The sequence below is a fragment of the Salmonella sp. HY31 genome, assembly GCF_042604575.1.
Taxonomy (GTDB): Bacteria; Pseudomonadota; Gammaproteobacteria; order Enterobacterales; family Enterobacteriaceae; genus Salmonella; species Salmonella diarizonae.
This window is the reverse complement of record NZ_CP170479.1, coordinates 4,006,284-4,031,149: the sequence shown is the minus strand read 5'-3', so window position 1 is coordinate 4,031,149 and position 24,866 is coordinate 4,006,284. Positions and strand designations below refer to the sequence as shown.

Genomic DNA, 24,866 nt, shown 5'->3' with positions numbered 1-24,866 from the left:
ACTGACAAGACCCTGTCCTCGCGCAGGGTTTTTTATAATCTCATTAACATAGTCCATATTGTGGATTTAACTTAATCCATATGTCGTTAAATAATAGCCATGACCAATGCTTTAATTCATTGAAATATTAGTGGGTTAAAAAAATATCTTAAAATGGCGTTAAGTTTTAAAAGTGTAATATCCATCACATATCGCTATAGCGTAGCCATTTAATCCATATTTATGCCGTTTCCAGCCTGACACTTGAGGAAGAGTATCCCGTAATTTCAGGCTATGTCTTACTCTGTTGTGGCAGGAAAATATGGTCTCTATTAATCATGACTCTGCTTTAACGCCGCGTTCGCTTCGCGACACACGACGTATGAATAGGTTTGTTTCGGTTTCTGCGGCGGTCGCGGGACTGTTATTTGGTCTGGATATCGGCGTTATCGCCGGGGCGCTGCCTTTTATTACCGACCATTTTGTGCTGACCAGCCGACTGCAGGAATGGGTCGTCAGCAGTATGATGCTTGGCGCGGCAATTGGCGCATTATTTAACGGCTGGCTTTCATTCCGGCTTGGGCGTAAGTATAGCCTGATGGCCGGCGCGATTTTGTTTGTGCTCGGCTCGCTGGGATCGGCGTTTGCTTCCAGCGTAGAAGTATTGATTGGCGCCCGCGTGATACTGGGCGTAGCGGTAGGGATTGCGTCCTATACCGCGCCGCTTTATCTCTCTGAAATGGCAAGTGAAAATGTTCGCGGCAAAATGATCAGTATGTATCAACTGATGGTGACGTTAGGCATTGTGCTGGCTTTTTTATCCGATACGGCATTCAGCTACAGCGGCAACTGGCGCGCGATGTTGGGCGTGCTGGCGCTGCCTGCGGTGTTGCTCATTATTCTGGTGGTATTCCTGCCGAATAGTCCGCGCTGGCTGGCGCAAAAAGGTCGCCATATCGAAGCGGAAGAGGTGCTGCGTATGCTGCGTGATACCTCGGAAAAAGCCCGTGATGAACTGAATGAGATTCGGGAAAGCCTCAAACTCAAGCAGGGTGGGTGGGCATTATTTAAAGCTAACCGCAATGTTCGCCGCGCCGTGTTCCTTGGTATGCTGCTACAGGCAATGCAGCAGTTCACCGGCATGAACATCATTATGTACTATGCGCCGCGCATTTTTAAAATGGCTGGCTTTACCACCACGGAACAGCAAATGATCGCCACGCTGGTGGTTGGACTGACCTTTATGTTCGCGACTTTTATCGCCGTCTTTACGGTAGATAAAGCCGGACGTAAACCGGCGTTAAAAATCGGTTTCAGCGTAATGGCGTTAGGGACATTGGTGTTGGGCTACTGCCTGATGCAGTTTGATAACGGTACGGCATCAAGCGGTCTCTCCTGGCTTTCCGTTGGGATGACGATGATGTGTATCGCCGGTTACGCGATGAGCGCCGCTCCGGTAGTGTGGATACTGTGTTCGGAAATTCAGCCGCTGAAATGTCGTGACTTTGGCATTACCTGTTCAACCACGACAAACTGGGTATCGAACATGATCATCGGCGCGACATTCCTGACCCTGTTGGACAGCATTGGCGCGGCAGGTACGTTCTGGCTCTACACCTCGCTGAATATCGCTTTTATCGGCATCACTTTCTGGCTGATCCCGGAAACCAAAAATGTCACCCTGGAGCACATCGAACGCAAGCTGATGGCGGGCGAGAAGCTAAAAAATATTGGCGTGTAATCACCCCTCCCATGCCGGATGACGCCTGTTATCCGGCATGATGAAAAACAGACTGGAAACGGATGTGTAAGTTTGCTTCACTGCCATAATGCTTTAAAAAAGGAGAGCGCAGTGAAAACGATCGGGCTGTTGGGTGGTATGAGCTGGGAATCGACTATTCCTTATTACCGTCTAATCAATGAAGGTATTAAACAGCAGTTGGGAGGCCTGCACTCGGCGAGCTTACTGCTGCATAGCGTAGATTTTCACGATATTGAAATATGTCAACGCCGCGGTGAATGGGATAAAGCGGGCGATATTCTGGCGCAGGCCGCGCAGGGGTTACAACAGGCGGGGGCAGAAGGCATTGTGTTATGTACTAATACCATGCATAAAATCGCGCACATTATTGAATCTCGTTGTGCTCTGCCTTTCTTACACATCGCGGATGCTACCGGGCGAGCCATTGTCCGTCAGGGGTTGCGTCGAGTGGCGCTATTAGGGACTCGCTATACGATGGAGCAGGATTTTTATCGCGGGCGGCTGGAACAGCAATTTGCGATTGAGACCATGGTGCCGGAGGCGGACGATCGGGCGCGAATCAATCAGGTGATTTTTGACGAGCTCTGTCAGGGGAAATTCACTGACGCGTCGCGCCACTATTATTTACAGGTTATCGAACAACTGGCGGCGCAAGGCGCGCAGGGCGTTATTTTTGGCTGCACTGAAATAGGTCTGCTTGTTCCCCAGGCGCAAAGCGCGCTACCGGTTTTCGATACCACGGCAATTCATGCCGCAGATGCCGTGACCTTTATGCTTTCGTCATCGGCCCCAGAATAACCTCCAGCGGTTCGACCAGGCGCGAAAGATGCGTTTGTAAATGCTTACTGAAGGCGTCAACCAGCGCGGAGGCGGGGCGGTGTAGCGGGCGAATCAGACTGACGGTAAAGGGCACATCAATGCTAAAGCGGCGGACGGTGACGCCGCTGGCGGCATAGTCCAGCGCGGTCAGCGGGTTAACGATCGAAATGCCCGCTCCGGCGCGCACCATCGCGCAGACGGAGGCCGCGCTATGCGTTTCCACCACCATTCTGCGCTTCACCTGATGTTCGGCAAATAACGTATCCAACAACTGTCGATAACTGTCCAGACGGGAGAGGCTGATAAAGTTTTCCCCCTGAAAATCGTCCGGCATGAGTACGGTTTTGGCGGCAAGCGGATGGTCGCAGGGCAGTACGCATACTTCATTCAGCGTCAGTAACTCGGTGCGGGTTGTTCCTGCCGGGGCATGAAGCGTCTCCGTCAGCCCTAAGTCGTGGCGCTGGGCGGAGAGCCACTCTTCCAGCAACGGCGACTCCTGCGGCACAATATTCAGGCTGACATCCGGATAACGCGCCAGAAAAGGTGGTAGCAGCGGCGGCAAAAAGGATTGTGAAAAGACCGGCAGGCAGGCGATAGAGAGCTCGCCCTGGCGGAATTCGCGCAGGCTTTCCGCCGCGCTGACGATGCGATCCAATCCATACCAGGAGCGTTGTACCTCTTCGAACAGGCGTAGCCCTTGTACCGTCGGATGTAAGCGTCCGCGCGTGCGCTCAAACAGCGTTAATCCCAGCACTTTCTCAAAACGCGCCAGTTCGCGACTGACGGTAGGCTGTGAGGTATGCAGCAGCCGCGCCGCTTCGGTGAGATTTCCGGCGGTCATTACGGCGTGAAAAATTTCAATGTGACGTAAATTAACGGCAGCCATACGTTTCCCCGAATAATTTATCCCATATCATTTTTGCATAGACTGACGATAAAACGATATTTTTTATTCCTTTTAAGGTATGGCGTAATCGTTAAAAAGCCTGTTCCGGAGTTTGTTATGTCATTGCCGCATTATTACGCAGAAACCGACCTTAACGCTGAAAATTTGCTCAGATTGCCTGCCGAATTCGGCTGTCCGGTCTGGGTATATGATGCGCACATTATTCGCCGTCAGATAGCTGCCCTACAGCAGTTTGACGTCGTGCGCTTTGCGCAAAAAGCCTGTTCGAACATTCATATCCTGCGTTTAATGCGCGCGCAGGGCGTAAAGGTGGATTCTGTTTCATTGGGGGAGATCGAACGTGCCCTGGCGGCGGGCTACGATCCGCAAACGCGTCCTGAGGATATCGTTTTTACCGCCGATGTGATTGACGCCGCCACGCTGGCGCGCGTGAGCGAACTGCATATTCCGGTCAATGCTGGCTCGGTAGATATGCTGGCGCAGCTTGGTCAGATTTCCCCGGGGCATCGCGTCTGGCTACGCGTGAACCCTGGCTTTGGTCATGGCCACAGCCAGAAAACCAACACCGGGGGCGAAAACAGCAAACACGGCATCTGGCATAGCGATCTTCCGGCGGCGCTGGCGGTAATGCAGAAATACCGACTGAAACTTGTCGGTATCCATATGCACATTGGTTCCGGCGTCGATTATGGCCATCTGGAACAGGTTTGTGGCGCGATGGTACGCCAGGTGCTGGAATGTGGTCAGGATTTGGACGCGATTTCGGCAGGCGGCGGCCTCTCGATACCTTATCGCGAGGGAGAAGAGTCCGTTGATACGCGCCATTACTATGGTCTGTGGAACGCGGCGCGCGAGCAAATCGCCCGTCATCTGGGACATGCGGTCAAACTTGAGATCGAACCCGGACGTTTTCTGGTGGCGCAATCGGGTGTGCTGTTGACGCAGGTGCGTAGCGTAAAACAGATGGGAAGCCGCCATTTCGTCCTGGTAGATGCTGGTTTTAACGATCTGATGCGCCCGGCGATGTACGGTAGCTATCACCGTATTTCGGCTCTGGCGGCGGATGGTCGCGCGCTTGAAAACGGCCCGTGGGTCGAGACGGTGGTAGCCGGGCCGTTATGCGAATCAGGCGATGTTTTTACCCAGCAGGAAGGGGGAATGGTCGAAACGCGCCCCTTACCTGCGGTCATCCCCGGCGATTACCTCGTATTGCACGATACCGGCGCGTACGGCGCGTCTATGTCATCGAATTACAACAGCCGCCCGCTCCTGCCGGAAGTGCTGTTTGATAACGGTCAGGCGCGGCTGATCCGCCGTCGTCAGACCATTGAAGAGCTGTTAGCGCTGGAGATGCTCTGAAGAGCTTCATTAGGCCGGGCGTTGAAAAAACGGGCCGGCGGCGACGGACTCGCGCAGAATCAGCGTGCCGGTAAAGGGCGGGATCGGGGCGACCGGCTCGCTGTTCGCCAGGCGGACGGCCTGATCGATCGCGGTGGCGATCATATCCTCGATGGGTAAATAGACCGTCGAAAGCCCCGGCTCAAGCCAGGTTGCGCCCGGCGCATCGTCAAAGCCAAACAGCGACACATCCTGCGGGATGCGTAATCCGGCATGGCGCAGCGCTTTTGCTGCGCCCAGCGCCGTGTCATCATTACAGGCAAATAGCGCGCTAAACGTGACGCCTTCCTCCAGTAATTCCCGGCAGGCGTCATAGCCGCGCGTCAGCGTGTAATCGCCATATTTCACTTTTGCCGACTGCCAGGGAATGCCATATTTTTCCAGCGCCTTGCGATAACCCGCTACGCGTGATGTGCCGGTGGGGGTATGAACAGGCACCGTAATACAGGCGATATCGCGATGGCCCTGCGCAATCAGATATTCCACCGCCTGGAATGCAGCCGCCTCCTGCTCAAAGAAAATAGCGCGGTCGCGGGCCTGAATGACGTTGCGATTAATAATCACCAGCGGCATTTCCGTGGCGTCAATCAACGACAAAATCGCCGGCTCATCCATATAGCGGGTGTAAAGAATAATAGCGTCGCACTGTCTGTCGGCCAACATTTGTACGGCTTCCTGCTCCCGTTCCGGCGTATCGTGACCATCGGTGACGATCAACTGCTTGTTATGAGACTCCGCCTGGCGCGACGCCCGGCGCAACAAACTGCCAAAATAGAAGCCGTCAAACGTAGAGACGACCAGACCGATGCTGTTGCTGGTGCGATTCGCCAGCGAGCGCGCCAGCAGGTTGGTGCGATAGTCCAGCGCCTGCATCGCCGTAAACACTTTCTGGCGCGTACTTTCTTTTACCTGCCCGGTCCCATTCAGCACTCGTGAGACGGTGGCTTTTGATACGCCCGCATGGCGGGAAACATCCAGCATTGTCGCCATCATGCTACCCTGATTAATCGGTTGTCGACAGGTGCCCGGTATCCGTTGGCGTGGATACCGAATGTCGGCGTACTAGTGTCGGACTAAACACATGAGTCACTTCCGGCGTAGGACATTTCCCTGCCAGCGCTAACGCCAGTTCCGCCGCCTGTGTCGCCATGGTGACGATCGGATACCGAATTGTGGTCAGCCGGGGACGCACATAGCGTGAGACCAGAACGTCATCAAAACCGATGAGCGATACTTCGCCCGGCACCCTCACGCCATTATCATTTAATACTCCCATCGCGCCAGCCGCCATCGAGTCGTTATAGCAGGCCACCGCGGTAAAATTTCTGCCGCGACCTAATAACTCAGTCATCGCCTGCTCGCCGCCGCTTTCATCCGGTTCGCCGAACGTCACCAGCCGATCGTTAGCCGGAATATGGCTTTCCGCCAACGCATCGTAATAGCCCTTCAGGCGATCTTCGGCATCGGAGATGGTGTGATTGGAACAGATATACCCAATACGCGTATGACCTTGCTGGATCAGATGTCGGGTCGCCAGCCATGCCCCGTAACGGTCATCCAGCGCGACACAGCGGTGTTCGAACTCCGGTAAAATGCGGTTTATTAGCACCATGCCGGGGATTTGCTTCATTAATGAGGCCAGGTCCGCATCCGGGATCATTTTGGCGTGAACCACTAACGCTGCGCAACGGTGACGAATCAACTGTTCAATAGCCTGATGCTCTTTTTGTTCGTTGTGATACCCGTTGCCAATCAGTAAAAAATTGCCGGTGTGATACGCCACTTGTTCAACGGCTTTCACCATCGCGCCGAAAAAAGGATCGGAAACGTCGCCGACCACCAGACCGAGGGTTTCCGTTGCCTGCTGTGCCAGCGCGCGCGCGTTGGCGTTAGGGTGATAACTAAGGGACTCCATTGCGCTGGTCACCGCCAGCCGGGATGCTTCGCTGGCTTTTGGCGAATCGTTAATAACGCGAGAAACGGTGGCGACTGAAACACCGGCCAGTCGGGCTACATCTTTTATGGTCGCCATGATAATACCTATAGTGGGTAAACGCTTACATTACGCCAGTTTTACGGAAAATGAACGTCTGTTCAAGCCTCTTGCCCCGCGGTGTCGGGCAAATGTGACCTGTACGGGCGAAATGCGTCTGTAAAGTGACAATACAAATCTTTCGTTACAGTTTGCGAAGCGATGTTGCGATTGTCTACTGGCAGGCCAGCGAGTCAGGTTGATAGAGTAGTGATCCCAGAGGTATTGATAGGTGGAATCAACGTTATTGTTGATCACACGAATTACACCAACCTGCGTAGAGATGCGCAGGTTTTTTTTTGTTTCGCCTGAACGTGTAACAGTAACGGATAATTTACACAACTCGTTGCATTTCCGTTTATTCCTTTGCGTTTTCGGACTGGCGATACAGACGAGCGAAGACCACAATCAAGATCCCAGAGGTATTGATTGGTGAGATTATTCGGTACGCTCTTCGTACCTGTCTTTTGCACCAACCTGCGCGGATGCGCAGGTTTTTTTTCGCACTTATTTTGCTATCGCTCCTGTTACGCATCTCGTGTAATCTGCCACAATTCATGTTTTAGCGAATTGTCGGCCAAAGGGAGTTGAAATGCTGTTTGGATTTTTTCGTAACCTGTTTCGCGTGCTTTATCGCGTGCGCATCACTGGCGATGTCCGGGCGCTACAGGGGAACCGGGTCTTAATTACCCCCAATCACGTTTCATTTATCGATGGTATGCTGCTGGCGCTGTTTTTGCCGGTACGGCCTGTCTTTGCGGTATATACCTCCATCAGCCAGCAATGGTATATGCGCTGGTTAACGCCGCTGATCGATTTTGTGCCGCTCGATCCAACCAAACCCATGTCCATTAAACACCTGGTCCGTCTGGTGGAGCAGGGGCGTCCAGTGGTGATTTTCCCGGAAGGACGGATTTCCGTAACCGGCTCGCTGATGAAAATTTATGACGGCGCAGGCTTTGTGGCGGCAAAATCGGGCGCAACCGTCGTTCCGCTCCGTATTGACGGCGCGGAGCTTACGCCTTTCAGTCGCTTGAAAGGCCTGGTTAGACGGCGCTTATTCCCCCGCATTCAGCTTCATATTTTACCGCCGACGCAAATACCGATGCCGGAAGCGCCGCGCGCGCGCGACAGGCGTAAGATAGCGGGTGAGATGCTGCATCAGATCATGATGGAAGCGCGTATGGCGGTGCGCCCGCGCGAGACGTTATACGAATCGTTGCTGGCGGCGCAATATCGTTACGGCGCGGGTAAAAACTGTATTGAGGACATTAACTTTACGCCGGATACGTATCGTAAATTACTGACCAGGACGCTTTTTGTCGGCCGGATTCTGGAAAAGTACAGCGTTGAGGGCGAGAAAATCGGTTTAATGCTGCCGAATGCTGCCATCAGCGCGGCGGTTATTTTCGGCGCGGTTTCTCGTCGCCGCATTCCGGCTATGATGAACTACACGGCGGGGGTAAAAGGGCTGACCAGCGCGATTACCGCTGCGGAAATTAAAACGATTTTTACCTCCCGCCAGTTCCTCGATAAAGGTAAATTGTGGCATCTGCCGGAACAGCTAACGCAGGTTCGCTGGATTTACCTGGAAGATTTAAAAGCGGACGTCACACCCGCCGATAAGCTGTGGATTTTTGCCCACCTTCTGGCGCCGCGACTGGCGCAGGTAAAACAGCAGCCGGAAGACGCAGCGATCATTCTTTTTACCTCCGGCTCGGAAGGGCACCCGAAAGGGGTGGTACACAGTCATAAAAGCATTCTGGCGAACGTCGAGCAGATAAAAACGATTGCGGATTTTACCGCCAATGACCGTTTTATGTCGGCGCTGCCGCTCTTTCACTCGTTCGGTTTGACGGTGGGTTTGTTTACACCGCTATTGACCGGCGCGGAAGTGTTTCTTTATCCAAGTCCGCTGCACTACCGCATTGTGCCGGAACTGGTCTATGACCGTAACTGTACCGTGCTGTTTGGCACATCGACCTTCCTCGGCAACTATGCGCGCTTTGCCAATCCATATGATTTTTATCGCCTGCGCTATGTGGTGGCCGGCGCGGAAAAACTTCAGGAGAGCACCAAACAACTGTGGCAGGATAAATTCGGCCTGCGCATTCTTGAGGGCTACGGGGTAACGGAATGCGCGCCAGTGGTATCGATTAACGTGCCGATGGCGGCTAAGCCTGGCACTGTTGGCCGTATTCTGCCTGGAATGGACGCTCGTCTGCTGGCGGTACCTGGTATTGAAAACGGCGGTCGGTTACAGCTTAAAGGGCCGAATATCATGAATGGCTATCTGCGCGTGGAAAAACCGGGCGTGCTGGAGGTGCCGTCGGCGGAAAACGCCCTGGGCGAAACCGAGCGCGGCTGGTACGATACGGGCGACATTGTACGCTTCGATGAAAATGGTTTTGTGCAGATTCAGGGGCGCGCGAAACGCTTCGCGAAAATTGCTGGCGAAATGGTCTCGCTGGAGATGGTCGAGCAACTGGCGCTTGGCGTCTCGGCGGACAAAATGCATGCTACAGCCATTAAAAGCGATGCCAGCAAAGGTGAAGCGCTGGTACTGTTTACGACGGACAGCGAACTCACCCGCGAAAAGTTACAGCACTATGCCCGTGAACACGGTATTCCGGAACTTGCCGTCCCGCGCGATATCCGTTATCTGAAACAGCTTCCCTTACTTGGCAGCGGAAAACCCGATTTTGTCACGCTGAAAAGCTGGGTGGATGCGCCGGAACAACATCATGAGTGAGTCAGTACGCACTAACACCTCCATCTGGTCGAAAGGGATGCTGTCGGTGATTGTCGCGCAGTTTCTCTCGGCTTTTGGCGATAATGCGCTGCTGTTTGCGACGCTGGCGCTGCTGAAAGCCCAGTTTTATCCGGACTGGAGCCAGCCTGTTCTGCAAATGGTGTTTGTGGGCGCTTACATTCTTTTTGCGCCGTTTGTCGGTCAGATCGCGGACAGCTTTGCCAAAGGCCGGGTGATGATGGTCGCCAATGGCCTTAAACTGGCGGGAGCGGCAGGTATCTGCCTCGGCGTGAATCCTTTTGTCGGTTATACGTTGGTCGGGATTGGCGCGGCGGCTTATTCTCCAGCGAAATACGGCATTCTGGGCGAACTGACGACAGGTGATAAGCTGGTTAAAGCCAATGGTCTGATGGAAGCCTCTACTATTGCGGCGATTTTGCTCGGTTCTGTCGCTGGCGGCGTATTGGCCGACTGGCATGTCATCGCCGCACTGGTCGCCTGTGCGTTGGCCTACGCTGGCGCAGTGGCGGCGAACCTGTTTATCCCGAAGCTTGTGGCGGCGCGTCCAGGACAATCCTGGCGGTTGGCGGCGATGACGCGTAGCTTTTTCTGCGCTTGCGTTGTCCTTTGGCGTAACGGTGAAACGCGTTTTTCGCTGGTGGGCACCGGGTTATTTTGGGGCGCAGGCGTGACGCTGCGTTTTCTGCTGGTACTGTGGGTGCCGGTGGCGCTGGGCATTATGGATAACGCCACGCCGACTTACCTGAACGCCATGGTGGCGGTAGGGATTGTGGTCGGCGCGGGCGCGGCGGCAAAACTGGTGATGCTGGAGACCGTATCGCGCTGTATGCCCGCCGGGATTTTGATTGGTGTTGTGGTCGCGATCTTCTCATTACAGCACGCATTGTTGCCTGCTTATGCCTTGTTGCTGTTGATAGGTATGCTGGGCGGCTTTTTTGTAGTGCCGCTCAACGCCTTGCTACAGGAGCGCGGTAAGAAGAGCGTTGGCGCCGGGAATGCCATTGCCGTACAAAATCTGGGCGAGAATAGCGCCATGCTATTAATGCTGGGGTTGTACTCGCTGGCGGTGCTGGTTGGCGTTCCGGCAGTGGCGATAGGTATCGGCTTTGGCGTGCTGTTCGCGCTGGCGATCGCGGCGCTGTGGATCTGGCAGCGCCGGCAGGCATAATGCAGAATGAATATGCCGGGTGGCGAGTGCGCCTTATCCGGCTTGCAGGTTCGGGAAGCGTAGCGCCACCGGGCACTGACCATCACGGCGCCGGATAGGTATAAACCTGATGCGCCGCCTCAATCTCCGCCAGGACCTCTTCGCTTAACGTCAGATGCAGACTTTCCACATTCGTCTTGAGCTGCGCCATCGTGGTTGCGCCCAGTAACGTACTGGCGACAAACGGCTGGCGGCGAACAAAGGCCAGCGCCATCTGCGCCGGATCAAGATTGTGACGCTTCGCGATGTCGACGTAGGCGGCAACGGCTTTTTGCGCCTGTTCGCCGCTGTAACGTGTGAAGCGGCTGAACAAGGTATTCCGCGCGTCTGCGGGTTTGGCCCCGTTCAGGTATTTACCGGTTAACGTGCCAAACGCCAGACAGGAATAGGCGAGCAATTCAACGCCTTCATACTGGCTGACTTCCGCCAGCCCGACCTCGTAGCTGCGGTTTAACAGGCTATAGGGGTTCTGGATAGTGACAATACGCGGCAGGTCATGTTTTTCCGCCAGATGCAGATAGCGCATAACGCCAAACGCTGTCTCATTTGAAACACCAATATAACGAATCTTACCCGCTCGCTGAAACTCACTAAGCGCGTCTAACGTCTCCAGTAGACTTACTACTGGTGCGGAGTCTGTCCAGCTATAGCCGAGTTTACCGAAGCAGTTAGTGGGTCGCTGCGGCCAGTGCACCTGATACAAATCCAGATAGTCGGTCTGCAATCGGGTCAAACTGTCGTGTAGCGCTTCGCGAATATTTTTTCGATCCAGCGCCTGATGAGGTCGGATGCCTTGATCATTATGACGTGCCGGTCCGCTGACTTTGCTGGCGATGATCAGTTTTTCACGGTTGCCGCGTTTGGCGAGCCAGTTACCGATATAGGATTCCGTCAGCCCTTGCGTTTCCGGGCGCGGCGGTACCGGATACATCTCGGCGGCGTCGATAAGGTTAATGCCATTTGCGACGGCATAGTCGAGCTGTGCGTGAGCGTCGGCTTCGCTGTTTTGTTCACCAAATGTCATTGTGCCCAGCCCTAGCGTACTTACTTCGAGCGAGCTGTGGGGTATACGGTGATAGTGCATAGCCGTTTCCTTTTTATTATGAAGTCAGAAATTCCCGACAAAGGACAATAAAAATGGCAGAGGGAAGGGAAAAGGGAAAGTAAAATTGCAGGCTGCGCGGCGTAATTGTTACCGGGAGTGGTCGCCACGCACCGTTCCTGGACGCAGCCTGAAGGTCTACAGAATGCTGACCCCGATCACAGGCTATCGTTTAACGTTCGATGATTTGAGACACTTCGTCACGGTTGATTTGCATCTCGTTTCCCTGTGCATCGGTATAGCTGACCAGACCGGTATCGTCGTCAACTTGCGGTTTTCCATCGGTCAGGATCATACGACCATCTTTTGTCGCCATCACGTAATCGCTGCTGCATCCGGATACCGCAAAAGCCAACCCTACTGCGGAAATTACAACTGCCCATTTTTTCATCCGTTTGTCCTCACGTAACCTGCATCTGATAATAGTCTGTTAATCATATGTCTGATAATAGTCTAGTAATAACGCGCAGCTCTGCATGTCGGAAGCAGCAAAATCTTAATCTGTGAGAAGAAAGGAAATAAAGTGAGTATTCGCTCCCCGGCGGGGGAGCGAGACAGGATTACAGCGGATTCTTTTTACTGCGCAACAGATTCAGGCTCTCTACTGCGATAGAGAAGAACATGGCGAAATAGATATACCCTTTCGGAACGTGAACGTCGAAACTTTCCAGAATCAGGGTAAAGCCAACCAGGATCAGAAAGGAGAGCGCCAGCATTTTTACCGACGGATGACGATCGACAAACTCGCCGATGGGCCGTGCCGCAAACATCATGACGCCCACGGCAATAACGACCGCCGCCATCATAATAAACAGATGGTCGGAGAGGCCAACCGCTGTGATAACTGAATCAAGACTGAAAATAATATCCAGCAGCATAATCTGCACTATTGCGCCCAGGAAAGAAGAAACACGGGTTTTTAACCCCTCTTCTTCGCCTTCGATGGACTCATGAATCTCCTTGCTGGCTTTCCAGATTAAAAATAACCCGCCCAGTAAAAGAATGAGATCGCGGGCGGAAATCGCTTCGCCGAAAAGCTCAAACAGAGGATTAGTCAGGCGAGTGACCCAGGCGATTGATGCCAGCAACGCCAGACGCATTATCATCGCCGCCGCCAGCCCAAGCCGCCGCGCGTGGTTCCGTTGCGCCGTAGGAAGTTTTGCTACCACCAGAGAAAGAAAAATAATGTTGTCGATCCCAAGTACAATCTCCAGCAGCGTCAGCGTACCGAGCGCCAGCCAGGCATTGGGATCGGTTATCCATGCAAATAACATCGAACAAAGTCCTGCCAAAAAAAGAAGCGGTAATTATAGGCCTGTCGTGCGGCGGGCGAAAGCCCGGGCTGAATTTGCGCAACCGCGAAGGGTGTAAAATAGCGGCGACAATGCGTTTACGCTTATCGGACGTCGGCCCGATGCGTAGCCATAGCGGGGGCGCGTTTGCGCGTAGCGGGCGTTACGGATTCTGCAATAAAAAATGGCGAGCCAGCAGCGCCTGCGTAAAATTTTTTTTCAGATAAAATCCACGCGGTAGCGTCAAAATCGGTTCCCCGCGCGCGCCGATAGCCTCGGTGAGCGCCCTGGCATTGGCGGCTTTGGGCCGCAGTTGCAAGACTTCGCCATGGCGGGCGGTAATGCGTTCCACCTGCCCCAGCACTATCATGTCCATCAGCTCTTCCCAGTCGAGGCGTAATTGTCTGTCTTCTTCTTCATTTGGACTCCAGAGTAGCGGTGAACCTACGCGGCGTTCGGCTAACGGTATGTTACGCTCGCCTTCGACCGGGACCCATAGTACGCGCTTCAGTTTATGGCGTACGTGGCTTGTCTCCCAGGTCACGCCGCTGTTACCGGTTAACGGCGCCACGCAAACAAAGGTTGTTTCCAGAGGACGACCCAGGCTATCCACAGGGATGGTTTTCAGTTCTACGCCTAACGCGGCGAAATCCTGCTCCGGCTTGCTTCCGGCGCTGGCGCCGAGCCAGATCTCCAGCAGAACGCCGATCCAGCCTTTGTCTCGCTTCAAATCTTTAGGTGTGGTAATACCAGCTATCGCTGCCAGCTCGCCTAACGTATAGCCGGAAAGCTGCCGCGCCTGGGCTAACAGCAATGCTTCCGAAGCAGGCGGAGTCAGTAGCGGACAAAGAGCGGACATTGCAATTACCTTAGGTTAAAAAATGAGCAGTGATTTTATACCGTGTGAACAGAGTTTATCTTTTTCTGTGTCCTATATTCAATAGACTGATTTTTATTGCTTTTTTTGTGTTGTTTCTTCGTGTTGCGCAACGCAGGAGCAGGTTTTCCAATTCTGGTCACTGACAATAAACAGGATCTTACACTATGTTATCCACAGAAAGTTGGGATAACTGTGTAAAACCACCACTACTGTTTCCATTTACAGCCTTGACGTGCGACGAAAATCGAAAATTCAGACAAATAGTGCGTAAGTTATTGGCACAATCTGTGGATAAAACCGACGCTGGTTGATCTTTCATCAGCATAAGGATCTTAGGTGTGACGCTGGTCACGATTTATGAAGGTGACATGTAATATTGGTCTATAACGCCATGAATATAAGGCACTATTTTTACTGTCTCTCACACGAGGAATTCAGACTGTTCTGGGTTTTCCCGTGGTAATTCCATACTTCTTCACAACTATATCCACAGAAAAGGTGAATAAAATGGCGCAAGGGCGTCATCATCTGTTTATAACTCGGCCATTTACTGTGAGTTATTCAATTGTTATTAGGCTGTGTCACTATTACAGAGTGGTTTACCGCCTCACTGGAGTATGAAACAATCGTTCATATATAAGGTTTATGTTGAGGTAGTCCGGTGATTGATGACGATGGCTACCGCCCAAATGTAGGTATCGTAATTTGTAATCGTCAGGGGCAGGTGATGTGGGCCCGGCGATTTGGTCAGCACTCCTGGCAGTTCCCGCAGGGCGGGATAAATCCAGGGGAGTCGGCAGAACAGGCGATGTACCGGGAACTGTTTGAAGAAGTAGGGTTAAGCCGTAAAGATGTGCGAATCCTTGCTTCAACTCGCAACTGGTTGCGTTACAAGTTACCAAAACGTTTGGTGCGTTGGGACACAAAGCCGGTATGTATCGGCCAGAAACAAAAATGGTTTCTTTTGCAGTTAATGAGCGCCGACGCCGAAATCAATATGCAAACCAGCAGCACGCCGGAGTTTGACGGCTGGCGCTGGGTAAGTTACTGGTATCCGGTTCGACAAGTGGTGTCGTTTAAACGCGATGTCTACCGCAGGGTAATGAAAGAGTTTGCAAGTGTTGTAATGGCGCTTCAGGATAATACGCCTAAGCTACAAAGCGCGCCTGCTTATCGACGTAAAAGAGGTTAAGCCACGCAAATTATGCTCACTCGCCTGCGCGAAATAGTCGAAAAAGTGGCCAGCGCGCCGCGTCTGAACGAGGCGCTGAATATTCTGGTCACGGATATCTGTCTTGCGATGGATACAGAGGTTTGCTCGGTTTACCTGGCCGATCATGACCGACGCTGTTATTACCTGATGGCGACGCGGGGATTGAAAAAACCGCGTGGTCGAACCGTTGCGCTTGCGTTTGATGAGGGGATCGTTGGCCTGGTGGGTAGGCTGGCGGAACCCATTAACCTTGCCGATGCGCAAAAACATCCCAGCTTTAAATACATTCCGTCGGTAAAAGAGGAACGTTTTCGCGCGTTTCTCGGCGTGCCGATCATTCAGCGTCGCCAACTTCTGGGCGTGCTGGTCGTACAGCAGCGCGAATTGCGCCAGTACGATGAAAGCGAAGAGTCTTTCCTCGTCACGCTCGCCACGCAGATGGCGGCTATCTTGTCACAGTCGCAGGTCACAGCGCTGTTCGGGCAATACCGGCAGACACGAATCCGCGCGCTTCCTGCGGCGCCGGGCGTGGCTATCGCGTCGGGCTGGCAAGATGCGACCATGCCGCTGATGGAACAGGTTTACGAAGCGTCTACGCTGGATACCTCTCTTGAACGTGAACGATTGACCGGCGCGCTGGAAGAGGCGGCGAACGAATTCCGACGGTACAGCAAACGCTTTGCCGCTGGTGCGCAAAAAGAGACGGCGGCCATTTTCGATCTGTACTCACACCTGCTTTCAGATGCCAGATTGCGTCGCGAGCTTTTCGCCGAGGTTGACAAAGGCGCTGTTGCGGAGTGGGCCGTTAAAAAAATCATCGAAAAATTTGCCGAACAATTTGCGGCGCTAACCGATAACTACCTCAAAGAACGTGCGGGAGACTTACGCGCTCTGGGGCAGCGACTGTTATTTCATCTTGATGATTCAGTCCAGGGGCCAAACGCCTGGCCGGAACGTTTTATTCTGGTCGCGGACGAGCTGTCGGCGACCACGCTGGCGGAGTTGCCGCAGGACAGGCTGGCTGGCGTTGTGGTGCGCGACGGCGCGGCAAACTCTCATGCGGCGATTATGGTGCGCGCGCTCGGTATCCCGACCGTTATGGGCGCTGATATTCAGCCTTCGGTGCTACATCGTCGTACTTTGGTGGTGGATGGTTATCGCGGTGAATTACTGGTCGATCCTGAACCGGTGCTTATTCAGGAATATCAGCGGCTCATTAGTGAAGAGATCGAACTCAGTCGCCTGGCAGAGGACGACGTCAATCTTCCCGCCCAACTGAAAAGCGGCGAGCGCGTCAAAGTGATGCTGAATGCCGGGCTCAGCCCCGAGCATGAGGAAAAGTTAGGCGCTCGGATCGACGGTATCGGCCTGTACCGTACTGAAATCCCCTTCATGCTGCAAAGCGGGTTTCCCTCGGAAGAAGAGCAGGTGGCGCAGTATCAAGGGATGCTGCAAATGTTTAACGATAAACCGGTGACGCTGCGGACCCTGGATGTGGGAGCGGATAAGCAACTGCCCTACATGCCGATCAGCGAGGAGAACCCGTGTCTGGGCTGGCGCGGGATTCGCATTACGCTGGATCAGCCGGAGATCTTTTTGATCCAGGTCCGCGCGATGCTGCGCGCCAATGCGGCGACTGGCAACCTCAGCATTTTGCTGCCGATGGTTACCAGCATTGATGAAGTCGATGAAGCGCGCCGCTTGATCGAACGCGCCGGACGCGAGGTCGAGGAGATGATCGGCTATGCGATCCCGAAACCGCGTATCGGTATTATGCTGGAAGTACCGTCAATGGTATTTATGCTGCCGCATCTGGCTAACCGGATCGACTTTATCTCGGTCGGCACTAACGATTTAACGCAATATATCCTGGCGGTAGATCGCAACAATACCCGCGTGGCCAGTATTTATGACAGCCTGCATCCCGCTATGCTGCGCGCACTGTCTATGATTGCGCAGGAAGCTGAAAAAAATGGCATCGATCTTCGCCTGTGCGGCGAGATGGCGGGCGATCCGATGTGCGTAGCGATTCTTATCGGTCTGGGATATCGCCATCTTTCGATGAATGGCCGTTCGGTAGCGCGTGTGAAATATCTTCTGCGGCATATCGATTTTGAAGACGCGCAAACCCTTGCCAGGCGCAGCCTTGAGGCGCAGATGGCGACCGAGGTGCGTCATCAGGTGGCAGCCTTTATGGAGCGCCGCGGGATGGGGGGATTGATTCGCGGAGGGTTATAACGACCGGAGCGGGAAAAGAGAGTGACTCTGGATTCACGGCGCAGACAACACGCCTGCAAGGTGAAAGACAATGCGTATACATATCTTTTAACGGTAATCGGCATCTCGCTTTTAACCCTTGTGCTATTATTCGCACCTTTGGAGCGTCTGCAACGCGCAGGCGCGCTTATCAATCGCTATCTCTTCAGCGAAATAACAAGAAATTGTGGTGACAGATGACCAGTAGCTATCTGCATTTTCCGGACTTTGATCCGGTCATTTTCTCAATTGGGCCCGTCGCGCTTCACTGGTATGGCTTGATGTATCTGGTGGGGTTCGTTTTCGCGATGTGGTTGGCGGTGCGTCGCGCTAACCGTCCGGGAAGCGGTTGGACCAAAAACGAAGTTGAAAATTTACTCTATGCAGGTTTCCTGGGGGTCTTCCTGGGGGGACGTATTGGCTATGTCCTGTTTTATAACTTCCCTCTGTTTCTGGATAACCCGCTCTATTTATTCCGCGTCTGGGACGGCGGCATGTCCTTCCACGGCGGGCTTATCGGCGTGATACTGGTGATGATTATCTTCGCCAGGCGCACGAAGCGCTCGTTCTTTCAGGTGTCTGATTTTATTGCACCGTTAATTCCGTTCGGCCTGGGCGCCGGGCGTCTGGGCAACTTTATCAACGGTGAATTGTGGGGGCGAGTCGATCCTAACTTCCGGTTTGCCATGCTCTTTCCTGGCTCACGCGCGGAAGATATTGCGCTGCTGCCGTCACATCCGCAATGGCAGCCTATTTTTGATACCTACGGCGTATTGCCGCGCCACCCTTCCCAGTTGTATGAGCTGGCATTAGAAGGCGTGGTGCTGTTTATCATCCTTAATCTCTTTATTCGCAAACCGCGTCCGATGGGCGCAGTCTCCGGATTATTCCTGATTGGCTATGGCGCGTTTCGTATCATTGTTGAATTCTTCCGCCAGCCGGACGCGCAATTTACCGGCGCGTGGGTACAGTACATCAGCATGGGGCAGATTCTCTCTATCCCGATGATTATCGCTGGCGCGATCATGATGGTTTGGGCATATCGCCGCCGCCCGCAGCAACACGTTTCCTGAGGAACCATGAAACAGTATTTAGAACTGATGCAAAAAGTGCTGGATGAAGGCACACAGAAAAACGACCGTACCGGCACCGGCACGCTTTCCATTTTTGGCCATCAGATGCGTTTTAACCTGCAGGAAGGCTTTCCTCTGGTGACGACAAAACGCTGCCATTTACGTTCAATTATTCACGAACTGCTATGGTTTTTGCAGGGCGATACCAACATCGCTTACCTGCACGAAAATAATGTCACCATCTGGGACGAATGGGCCGATGAGAACGGCGATTTAGGCCCGGTTTATGGCAAGCAGTGGCGGGCATGGCCAACACCGGATGGCCGCCATATCGATCAGATCGCCACGGTTTTAAGCCAGCTTAAAAACGACCCGGACTCTCGTCGTATTATCGTTTCTGCGTGGAACGTCGGCGAGCTGGATAAGATGGCGCTGGCGCCGTGTCACGCTTTTTTCCAGTTTTATGTCGCAGATGGAAAACTCTCCTGTCAGCTTTATCAGCGCTCCTGCGATGTGTTCCTCGGTCTGCCGTTCAACATTGCCAGCTACGCGTTACTGGTGCATATGATGGCGCAACAGTGCGACCTGGACGTCGGCGATTTTGTCTGGACCGGCGGCGACACGCACCTGTACAGCAACCATATGGAGCAGACGCACCTGCAATTAAGCCGTGAACCGCGCGCGCTGCCGAAGTTGGTCATTAAGCGTAAACCCGATTCGCTTTTTGACTACCGGTTCGATGATTTCGAAATTGAAGGCTATGATCCGCACCCCGGTATTAAAGCGCCGGTCGCTATCTAAGCGCTGACGATCCTGCCATAACCGACGTTATCGCGCGTCGGTTTTTTTTACCCTTTGTCTCAATCTTCGGCGCGGATTCCTGAAATTTTGCAACGCGCTGCAAGACATGAACTTTTTTCCGTAACGCGCCGAACAATCTGTATTTGGCGCTCGTTATTTTTCTTCCGCCCGCCATACTGCCGACATGAAAAAACAACAAGGCTATACGCTCATTGAAACGGTGGTCGCGATGTCGCTCATTATCATTCTCAGCGCCACAGGACTTTATGGCTGGCAACGTTGGCAGCAGCAACAGCGCCTGTGGCAAACCGCATGTCAGGTGCGGGATTATCTGCTGCAACTTCGTGAGGACGCTCACTGGCATAACCGCGATCACATTCTTCGCGTGGTCAGCGAAGGCGGTTCATGGTGCGTTGTCAGCTCTGTTGCTACGCAAACATCGTGTACGCCATCTTCCCCCTTTGTGTTTACGCCCGACTGGCGTGATGTCGTCCTTGCCGATATCACGCCATCGTTAGCCTTCTTTGGCTTGCGCAATACGGCATGGGCAGGGCACATCGTACTGAAAAACGCAGCCGGAGAGTGGCGTCTGGTCATCTCCTCATGGGGGCGAATCAGGCTATGCGAGCGTAACGAGGCCGACACATGTCAATAACCACGCGGGGGTTCTCGCTACTGGAGGTCGTGCTGGCGATGGCGATAGGTTCCATTTTACTGCCTGGAACTGCACGATTTTTACCGGCGCTACAGCGTGAGATCTGGCACAACACGCGACAGTTATCGCTGGAAGATGAAATCTGGCAGCGAACCTATACCGTAGCGAAGCATCTTCAACGTGCGGGTTACTGTCATGGCCACTGTATCGGCGAAGGGTTACATCTTGCCGAGCAGGGGCAATGCGTCATCGTTCAGTGGGACGGGAATAATAACGGCGTCTGGGATACCATACCGGCGAAAGAGGCCGACCAGACCGGGTTCCGTGTGAAGGATAACGTCCTGGAAACATTACGCGGAGCAACATCTTGCCAGGGTAAGGGATGGGAAAAAATGACCGATCCCAATACGGTACTCATCACGGCGTTTAGCGTTGAGCGCCAGGATATAACGGGATTCTCGCCAATGCTCATGCTGCATCTGCGCGGCGCCAGCAAAGCCGAGCCTCAGACGGTTATTGACGCGCAATACAGCGTAACGGGATTTAATCTGTGAATCGGGAACGTGGCGCTTCTTCGCTAATACTGGCGCTTTTAATACTGATTCTGGGTAGTCTGCTCCTGCAAGGCGTAAATCAGCAGCAGGCCAGCTATGCCTCCCGCGTGGCGACGCAGAGCCTGGCGATACAACGCCAGGCGCTCGTACAGTCGGCGCTGGAATGGGGACGAGGGCAGCTATGGTCAGGCGTAGCCGAAATGGAATGTCGGCGCTATTCCTCTTCGGGAGCGCGAGTCTGTTTGCGGAGATTATCGGGGGATGAGGTGGTGATGGCGGCGCAAGATGACGGCATGACGTTATGGCGTTTGGGCAACGTCATTCAGGGAACCATTGTCTTTTCTCCCCACGGCTGGAGTGATTTTTGTCCGTTAAAAGAGGTGGCGTTATGTCGCATCCCCTGAATTTACAACGCGGGTTTAGCCTCCCGGAAGTTTTAGTGGCGATGGTTCTAATGGTAATGATCGTAACCGCATTGTCAGGCTATCAGCGGGTATTAATGCACAGTTTTGCATTACGACACCAGTATCTCCAGATCTGGCGGCAGGCGTGGCAGCAAACGGCGCTGTATCCATTTTCGCCTGCTGACGGCTGGAAGGCCAACCGGATGCAGACAACGCAATCGGGATGTGTCAGCATCAGCGTCACGATGGTTTCACCCTCTGGCAGGCAGGGGCAGATGACGCGCTTGCATTGTCCAAATCGTTAATCGTCAGGAGTAATTATGTTAAGGGTCTACCACTCCAATCGTCTGGATGTGCTGGAAGCGTTGATGGAGTTCATCGTCGAACGCGAGCGGTTGGATGATCCCTTTGAACCAGAAATGATTCTGGTGCAAAGCACGGGTATGGCGCAGTGGCTGCAGATGACCCTTTCACAAAAGTTTGGTATTGCGGCGAATATCGCTTTTCCGTTACCGGCGAGTTTTATCTGGGAGATGTTTGTCCGCGTGTTGCCGGAAATCCCCAAAGAAAGCGCTTTCAGTAAACAAAGCATGAGCTGGAAACTGATGACCTTGCTGCCGCAGTTGCTGGATAAGGATGAGTTTGCACTGCTGCGCCATTATCTGACCGACGACACCGATAAACGCAAACTCTTTCAGCTTTCCGCGCGTGCTGCCGACCTGTTCGATCAATATCTGGTTTATCGGCCTGACTGGCTTACGCAGTGGGAAGCGGGAAAAACCGTGGAAGGACTGGGGGAGGCGCAAAACTGGCAGGCGCCGCTGTGGAAAGCATTGGTGGAATATACCGCCGCGCTGGGTCAACCGCGCTGGCATCGCGCCAATCTCTACCAACGCTTTATTCAGACGCTGGAGCGCGCGACCTCCTGCCCGCCAGGGTTGCCGTCCCGCGTTTTTATTTGCGGCATTTCCGCGTTACCGCCAGTGTATCTCAGAGCATTGCAGGCGTTGGGTAAACATATTGAAATCCATCTTCTTTTTACTAATCCGTGTCGGTATTACTGGGGGGACATTAAAGACCCAGCCTGGCTGGCAAAACTAATGGCTCGCCAGCGCCGTCACAGTTTTGAAGACCGTCATTTACCTTTGTTCCGTGAAAACCAGAATCCGCAAGCCTTATTTAACAGCGACGGCGAGCAGGATATCGGTAATCCGCTACTGGCCTCATGGGGAAAACTGGGGCGGGATTATATCTACCTGCTATCTGAACTGGAAAACAGCCAGGAACTGGATGCGTTTGTTGATATTACGCCAGATAATCTTTTGCATCGGATTCAGGCGGATATTCTTGAACTGGAAAGCCATGCGGTGGCGGGCGTAAATCTTGAGGAGTATTCGCGCAGCGACAATAAGCGTCTGCTCGATCCCGAGGATAACAGCCTCTCTTTTCACGTTTGTCACAGCCCGCAGCGCGAGGTGGAAATACTGCACGATCGCCTGCTGGCGATGCTGGAAGCCGATCCGACGCTAACACCGCGCGACATTATCGTTATGGTGGCTGATATTGACAGCTATAGCCCGTTTATCCAGGCGGTATTTGGTAGCGCGCCGACGGAGCGCTATCTGCCTTATGCCATTTCCGATCGGAGGGCGCGTCAGTCACATCCGGTGTTACAGGCGTTTATCAGTCTACTTTCGTTACCGGACAGCCGCTTTGTCTCCGAAGATGTTCTGGCTCTGTTAGACGTACCGGTATTGGCTGCCCGCTTTACGATCAACGAAGATGGGCTGCGTTATTTGCGCTTGTGGGTCAATGAGTCAGGCATTCGCTGGGGAATCGACGACGACAACGTACGCGAGCTGGAACTTCCTGCCACGGGGCAGCATACATGGCAATTTGGCCTGACGCGTATGCTGCTGGGATATGCCATGGAAAGCGCCCAGGGCGAGTGGCAGTCTGTTCTGCCTTATGACGAATCCAGCGGCCTGATTGCTGAGCTGGTCGGCCATCTGGCTTCGCTGCTGATGCAGCTTAATATCTGGCGGCGCGGTCTGGCGCAGGAGCGACCGCTGGAAGAGTGGTTACCCGTTTGTCGCGATATGCTCAATGATTTCTTCCTGCCCGATGCGGACACGGAGGCGGCAATGACATTGATTGAACAGCAGTGGCAGGCCATTATCGCCGAAGGCGTCGCGGCGGAATATGGCGACGCGGTACCGATTTCGCTACTGCGGGATGAACTGGCGCAGCGTCTGGATCAGGAACGTATTAGCCAGCGCTTCCTGGCGGGCCCCATCAATATTTGTACGCTGATGCCGATGCGTTCCATTCCGTTCAGAGTCGTTTGCCTGCTGGGAATGAACGACGGCGTATACCCGCGCCAGCTTGCGCCGTTGGGTTTTGACCTGATGAGCCAAAAACCAATGCGCGGGGATCGTAGTCGTCGCGACGATGACCGCTATCTATTTCTGGAAGCGTTAATTTCGGCGCAGCAGACGCTTTATATCAGCTACATCGGCCGCTCCATCCAGGATAATAGCGAACGCTTTCCCTCTGTCCTGGTGCAAGAGTTGGTGGATTACATCGGGCAAAGCCACTATTTGCCAGGCGACGAAACGCTGACCTGTGATGAGAGCGAAGCACGCGTTAAAGCGCATATGACGCGTCTGCATACCCGTATGCCTTTTGATGCGCAAAATTACCAGCCGGGCGAACAGCAAAGTTATGCCAGAGAGTGGTTGCCCGCGGCGAGTCAGTCGGGAAAAGCGCATTCTGACTTTGTGCAGCCGCTTCCTTTTACGATGCCGGAAACACTGACTCTGGAAAGTCTGCAGCGTTTTTGGGCCCATCCGGTCCGCGCATTTTTTCAGATGCGGCTTCAGGTTAATTTCCGCTCGGAAGAGAGTGAGATTCCTGATGCGGAACCGTTTGAATTAGAGGGATTGACGCGATATCAACTTAACCAACAGTTGCTCAATACGCTGGTTGAAGAAGAAGACGCCGAACGCTTGTTCCGCCGTTTCCGTGCTGCGGGAGAGCTGCCTTACGGTGCGTTTGGTGAAATATTCTGGGATGCGCAATGCCAGGAGATGCAGCAACTGGCAAGCCGGGTCATCGCCTGTCGTAAGCCGAGCCAAAGCCTGGAAGTGGATCTGCTTTGCAATGGTGTTCAGCTAACCGGCTGGCTACCGCAGGTACAGGAGGATGGATTATTGCGCTGGCGTCCCGCTTTAATCAGCGTTGCGCAAGGTGTGCAACTTTGGCTGGAACACCTTGTCTATTGTGCCAGCGGCGGTAGCGGCGAAAGCCGCCTGTTTTTGCGCAAAGAGGGAAAGTGGCAATTTCCGCCTCTTGATAAAGCGCAGGCAATGGCTTACCTGGCGCAACTGATTGAAGGCTACCGGGAAGGTATGTCTTCTCCGCTATTGGTACTGCCGGAAAGCGGCGGCGCATGGATAAAAGCCTGTTATGACGCGGAAAATGATGTCATGTTAGACGACGATGACACCTTACAGAAGGCCAGAACAAAGTTTCTACAGGCTTATGAAGGCAACATGATGGTGAGCGGCGAAGGCGAAGATATCTGGTATCAACGTCTTTGGCGTCAGCTGGAATCTGAAACGTTGCAGGCTATTATTGCGCAGTCCCGGCATTACCTGTTACCGCTGTTTCGTTTTAATCAGTCTCGTTGATTGTATGAAAATTGCGCAATTAAAAGGCTTCGACTATGATGCGCTCTTCGTCACAGACTGATTACTG

At 53.5% G+C, this 24,866-nt stretch carries 21 protein-coding genes; 14 read left to right on the top strand and 7 right to left on the bottom strand.

What is annotated here, in order from left to right; genetic code table 11:
* The first annotated feature begins 301 nt into the window (after nucleotides 1-301).
* The gene (araE, locus tag ACE15A_RS19180; RefSeq protein ID WP_023249236.1) at nucleotides 302-1,720 is read left to right on the top strand and encodes an arabinose-proton symporter AraE; all 1,419 of its coding nucleotides are present in this window, start codon (nucleotides 302-304) and stop codon (nucleotides 1,718-1,720) included.
* Nucleotides 1,721-1,831: 111 nt separating this feature from the next.
* Nucleotides 1,832-2,539, top strand: a complete 708-nt coding sequence (locus tag ACE15A_RS19175) for an aspartate/glutamate racemase (protein ID WP_023249237.1) — start codon at nucleotides 1,832-1,834, stop codon at nucleotides 2,537-2,539.
* Here ACE15A_RS19175 and ACE15A_RS19170 read toward each other — a convergent pair.
* Complete coding sequence (locus ACE15A_RS19170) at nucleotides 2,511-3,446, bottom strand: LysR family transcriptional regulator (RefSeq protein WP_053510912.1); 936 nt, start codon at nucleotides 3,444-3,446, stop codon at nucleotides 2,511-2,513. The two genes, ACE15A_RS19175 and ACE15A_RS19170, sit on opposite strands and share 29 nt — an antisense overlap.
* Before the next feature lie 117 nt (nucleotides 3,447-3,563).
* On the opposite strand from ACE15A_RS19170, the gene lysA reads away from it, so the two are divergent.
* Nucleotides 3,564-4,826 (top strand): diaminopimelate decarboxylase, encoded by a 1,263-nt coding sequence (gene lysA / locus ACE15A_RS19165; RefSeq protein WP_053510907.1) that lies wholly within the window; start codon nucleotides 3,564-3,566, stop codon nucleotides 4,824-4,826.
* A gap of 9 nt (nucleotides 4,827-4,835) precedes the next feature.
* Here the strand turns inward: lysA and ACE15A_RS19160 are convergent, their stop codons facing one another.
* Both ACE15A_RS19160 and galR read right to left on the bottom strand, forming a co-directional pair.
* Nucleotides 4,836-5,858, bottom strand: coding sequence for a LacI family DNA-binding transcriptional regulator (locus tag ACE15A_RS19160; protein ID WP_072158784.1), 1,023 nt, complete (start codon nucleotides 5,856-5,858; stop codon nucleotides 4,836-4,838).
* 10 nt (nucleotides 5,859-5,868) lie between these two features.
* Complete coding sequence (gene galR / locus ACE15A_RS19155) at nucleotides 5,869-6,897, bottom strand: HTH-type transcriptional regulator GalR (RefSeq protein WP_053510900.1); 1,029 nt, start codon at nucleotides 6,895-6,897, stop codon at nucleotides 5,869-5,871.
* Between the two features lie 592 nt (nucleotides 6,898-7,489).
* On the opposite strand from galR, the gene aas reads away from it, so the two are divergent.
* Both aas and lplT read left to right on the top strand, forming a co-directional pair.
* The gene (gene aas / locus ACE15A_RS19150; protein ID WP_053510898.1) at nucleotides 7,490-9,649 is read left to right on the top strand and encodes a bifunctional acyl-ACP--phospholipid O-acyltransferase/long-chain-fatty-acid--ACP ligase; all 2,160 of its coding nucleotides are present in this window, start codon (nucleotides 7,490-7,492) and stop codon (nucleotides 9,647-9,649) included.
* A complete protein-coding gene (lplT, locus tag ACE15A_RS19145) occupies nucleotides 9,642-10,838 on the top strand; it encodes a lysophospholipid transporter LplT (RefSeq protein WP_053510896.1) in 1,197 nt (398 codons plus the stop codon). Before aas ends, lplT begins: the two co-directional genes overlap by 8 nt.
* Nucleotides 10,839-10,920: 82 nt before the next feature.
* Here the strand turns inward: lplT and ACE15A_RS19140 are convergent, their stop codons facing one another.
* The 4 genes from ACE15A_RS19140 to mutH form a co-directional block, all read right to left on the bottom strand.
* A complete protein-coding gene (locus tag ACE15A_RS19140) occupies nucleotides 10,921-11,961 on the bottom strand; it encodes an NADP(H)-dependent aldo-keto reductase (protein ID WP_053510894.1) in 1,041 nt (346 codons plus the stop codon).
* A gap of 190 nt (nucleotides 11,962-12,151) precedes the next feature.
* The gene (locus ACE15A_RS19135) at nucleotides 12,152-12,370 is read right to left on the bottom strand and encodes a YgdI/YgdR family lipoprotein (protein WP_000758662.1); all 219 of its coding nucleotides are present in this window, start codon (nucleotides 12,368-12,370) and stop codon (nucleotides 12,152-12,154) included.
* Nucleotides 12,371-12,539: 169 nt separating this feature from the next.
* The gene (locus tag ACE15A_RS19130; protein WP_000895633.1) at nucleotides 12,540-13,253 is read right to left on the bottom strand and encodes a TerC family protein; all 714 of its coding nucleotides are present in this window, start codon (nucleotides 13,251-13,253) and stop codon (nucleotides 12,540-12,542) included.
* Between the two features lie 181 nt (nucleotides 13,254-13,434).
* Nucleotides 13,435-14,130, bottom strand: coding sequence for a DNA mismatch repair endonuclease MutH (mutH, locus tag ACE15A_RS19125; RefSeq protein WP_023249245.1), 696 nt, complete (start codon nucleotides 14,128-14,130; stop codon nucleotides 13,435-13,437).
* A gap of 682 nt (nucleotides 14,131-14,812) precedes the next feature.
* Between mutH and rppH the strand changes: the two genes are divergently transcribed.
* From rppH to recC, 9 genes are all read left to right on the top strand, one after another.
* Complete coding sequence (gene rppH, locus ACE15A_RS19120; protein ID WP_000564482.1) at nucleotides 14,813-15,343, top strand: RNA pyrophosphohydrolase; 531 nt, start codon at nucleotides 14,813-14,815, stop codon at nucleotides 15,341-15,343.
* Nucleotides 15,344-15,355: 12 nt separating this feature from the next.
* Nucleotides 15,356-17,602 carry a phosphoenolpyruvate--protein phosphotransferase gene (gene ptsP / locus ACE15A_RS19115; protein ID WP_023249246.1) on the top strand — a complete coding sequence of 749 codons (2,247 nt, stop codon included), beginning with the start codon at nucleotides 15,356-15,358 and terminating at the stop codon, nucleotides 17,600-17,602.
* A gap of 215 nt (nucleotides 17,603-17,817) precedes the next feature.
* Nucleotides 17,818-18,693, top strand: coding sequence for a prolipoprotein diacylglyceryl transferase (lgt, locus tag ACE15A_RS19110; protein WP_000204647.1), 876 nt, complete (start codon nucleotides 17,818-17,820; stop codon nucleotides 18,691-18,693).
* A gap of 6 nt (nucleotides 18,694-18,699) precedes the next feature.
* Complete coding sequence (thyA, locus tag ACE15A_RS19105; protein WP_000816247.1) at nucleotides 18,700-19,494, top strand: thymidylate synthase; 795 nt, start codon at nucleotides 18,700-18,702, stop codon at nucleotides 19,492-19,494.
* Nucleotides 19,495-19,678: 184 nt separating this feature from the next.
* Nucleotides 19,679-20,149: a prepilin peptidase-dependent protein gene (locus ACE15A_RS19100; RefSeq protein ID WP_053510890.1), complete on the top strand. Its 471-nt coding sequence runs from the start codon at nucleotides 19,679-19,681 to the stop codon at nucleotides 20,147-20,149.
* Nucleotides 20,140-20,703 (top strand): prepilin peptidase-dependent protein, encoded by a 564-nt coding sequence (locus ACE15A_RS19095; protein WP_053510888.1) that lies wholly within the window; start codon nucleotides 20,140-20,142, stop codon nucleotides 20,701-20,703. The genes ACE15A_RS19100 and ACE15A_RS19095 overlap by 10 nt, the downstream gene beginning before the upstream one ends.
* The gene (locus tag ACE15A_RS19090; RefSeq protein WP_053510886.1) at nucleotides 20,700-21,107 is read left to right on the top strand and encodes a DUF2509 family protein; all 408 of its coding nucleotides are present in this window, start codon (nucleotides 20,700-20,702) and stop codon (nucleotides 21,105-21,107) included. Before ACE15A_RS19095 ends, ACE15A_RS19090 begins: the two co-directional genes overlap by 4 nt.
* Nucleotides 21,092-21,412 (top strand): prepilin-type N-terminal cleavage/methylation domain-containing protein, encoded by a 321-nt coding sequence (locus ACE15A_RS19085; RefSeq protein WP_000019288.1) that lies wholly within the window; start codon nucleotides 21,092-21,094, stop codon nucleotides 21,410-21,412. The genes ACE15A_RS19090 and ACE15A_RS19085 overlap by 16 nt, the downstream gene beginning before the upstream one ends.
* A 15-nt stretch (nucleotides 21,413-21,427) precedes the next feature.
* Complete coding sequence (recC, locus tag ACE15A_RS19080; RefSeq protein ID WP_053510884.1) at nucleotides 21,428-24,799, top strand: exodeoxyribonuclease V subunit gamma; 3,372 nt, start codon at nucleotides 21,428-21,430, stop codon at nucleotides 24,797-24,799.
* Nucleotides 24,800-24,866 lie beyond the last annotated feature (67 nt).

What these genes read in the sequence shown, in the direction of transcription:
- araE (WP_023249236.1), top strand. Translation starts at nt 302, where the DNA reads ATGGTCTCTATTAATCATGACTCTGCTTTAACGCCGCGTTCGCTTCGC.
- ACE15A_RS19170 (WP_053510912.1), bottom strand. Translation starts at nt 3,446, where the DNA reads ATGGCTGCCGTTAATTTACGTCACATTGAAATTTTTCACGCCGTAATG.
- lysA (WP_053510907.1), top strand. Translation starts at nt 3,564, where the DNA reads ATGTCATTGCCGCATTATTACGCAGAAACCGACCTTAACGCTGAAAAT.
- ACE15A_RS19160 (WP_072158784.1), bottom strand. Translation starts at nt 5,858, where the DNA reads ATGATGGCGACAATGCTGGATGTTTCCCGCCATGCGGGCGTATCAAAA.
- galR (WP_053510900.1), bottom strand. Translation starts at nt 6,897, where the DNA reads ATGGCGACCATAAAAGATGTAGCCCGACTGGCCGGTGTTTCAGTCGCC.
- aas (WP_053510898.1), top strand. Translation starts at nt 7,490, where the DNA reads ATGCTGTTTGGATTTTTTCGTAACCTGTTTCGCGTGCTTTATCGCGTG.
- lplT (WP_053510896.1), top strand. Translation starts at nt 9,642, where the DNA reads ATGAGTGAGTCAGTACGCACTAACACCTCCATCTGGTCGAAAGGGATG.
- ACE15A_RS19140 (WP_053510894.1), bottom strand. Translation starts at nt 11,961, where the DNA reads ATGCACTATCACCGTATACCCCACAGCTCGCTCGAAGTAAGTACGCTA.
- ACE15A_RS19135 (WP_000758662.1), bottom strand. Translation starts at nt 12,370, where the DNA reads ATGAAAAAATGGGCAGTTGTAATTTCCGCAGTAGGGTTGGCTTTTGCG.
- ACE15A_RS19130 (WP_000895633.1), bottom strand. Translation starts at nt 13,253, where the DNA reads ATGTTATTTGCATGGATAACCGATCCCAATGCCTGGCTGGCGCTCGGT.
- mutH (WP_023249245.1), bottom strand. Translation starts at nt 14,130, where the DNA reads ATGTCCGCTCTTTGTCCGCTACTGACTCCGCCTGCTTCGGAAGCATTG.
- ptsP (WP_023249246.1), top strand. Translation starts at nt 15,356, where the DNA reads ATGCTCACTCGCCTGCGCGAAATAGTCGAAAAAGTGGCCAGCGCGCCG.
- lgt (WP_000204647.1), top strand. Translation starts at nt 17,818, where the DNA reads ATGACCAGTAGCTATCTGCATTTTCCGGACTTTGATCCGGTCATTTTC.
- thyA (WP_000816247.1), top strand. Translation starts at nt 18,700, where the DNA reads ATGAAACAGTATTTAGAACTGATGCAAAAAGTGCTGGATGAAGGCACA.
- ACE15A_RS19100 (WP_053510890.1), top strand. Translation starts at nt 19,679, where the DNA reads ATGAAAAAACAACAAGGCTATACGCTCATTGAAACGGTGGTCGCGATG.
- ACE15A_RS19095 (WP_053510888.1), top strand. Translation starts at nt 20,140, where the DNA reads ATGTCAATAACCACGCGGGGGTTCTCGCTACTGGAGGTCGTGCTGGCG.
- ACE15A_RS19085 (WP_000019288.1), top strand. Translation starts at nt 21,092, where the DNA reads ATGTCGCATCCCCTGAATTTACAACGCGGGTTTAGCCTCCCGGAAGTT.
- recC (WP_053510884.1), top strand. Translation starts at nt 21,428, where the DNA reads ATGTTAAGGGTCTACCACTCCAATCGTCTGGATGTGCTGGAAGCGTTG.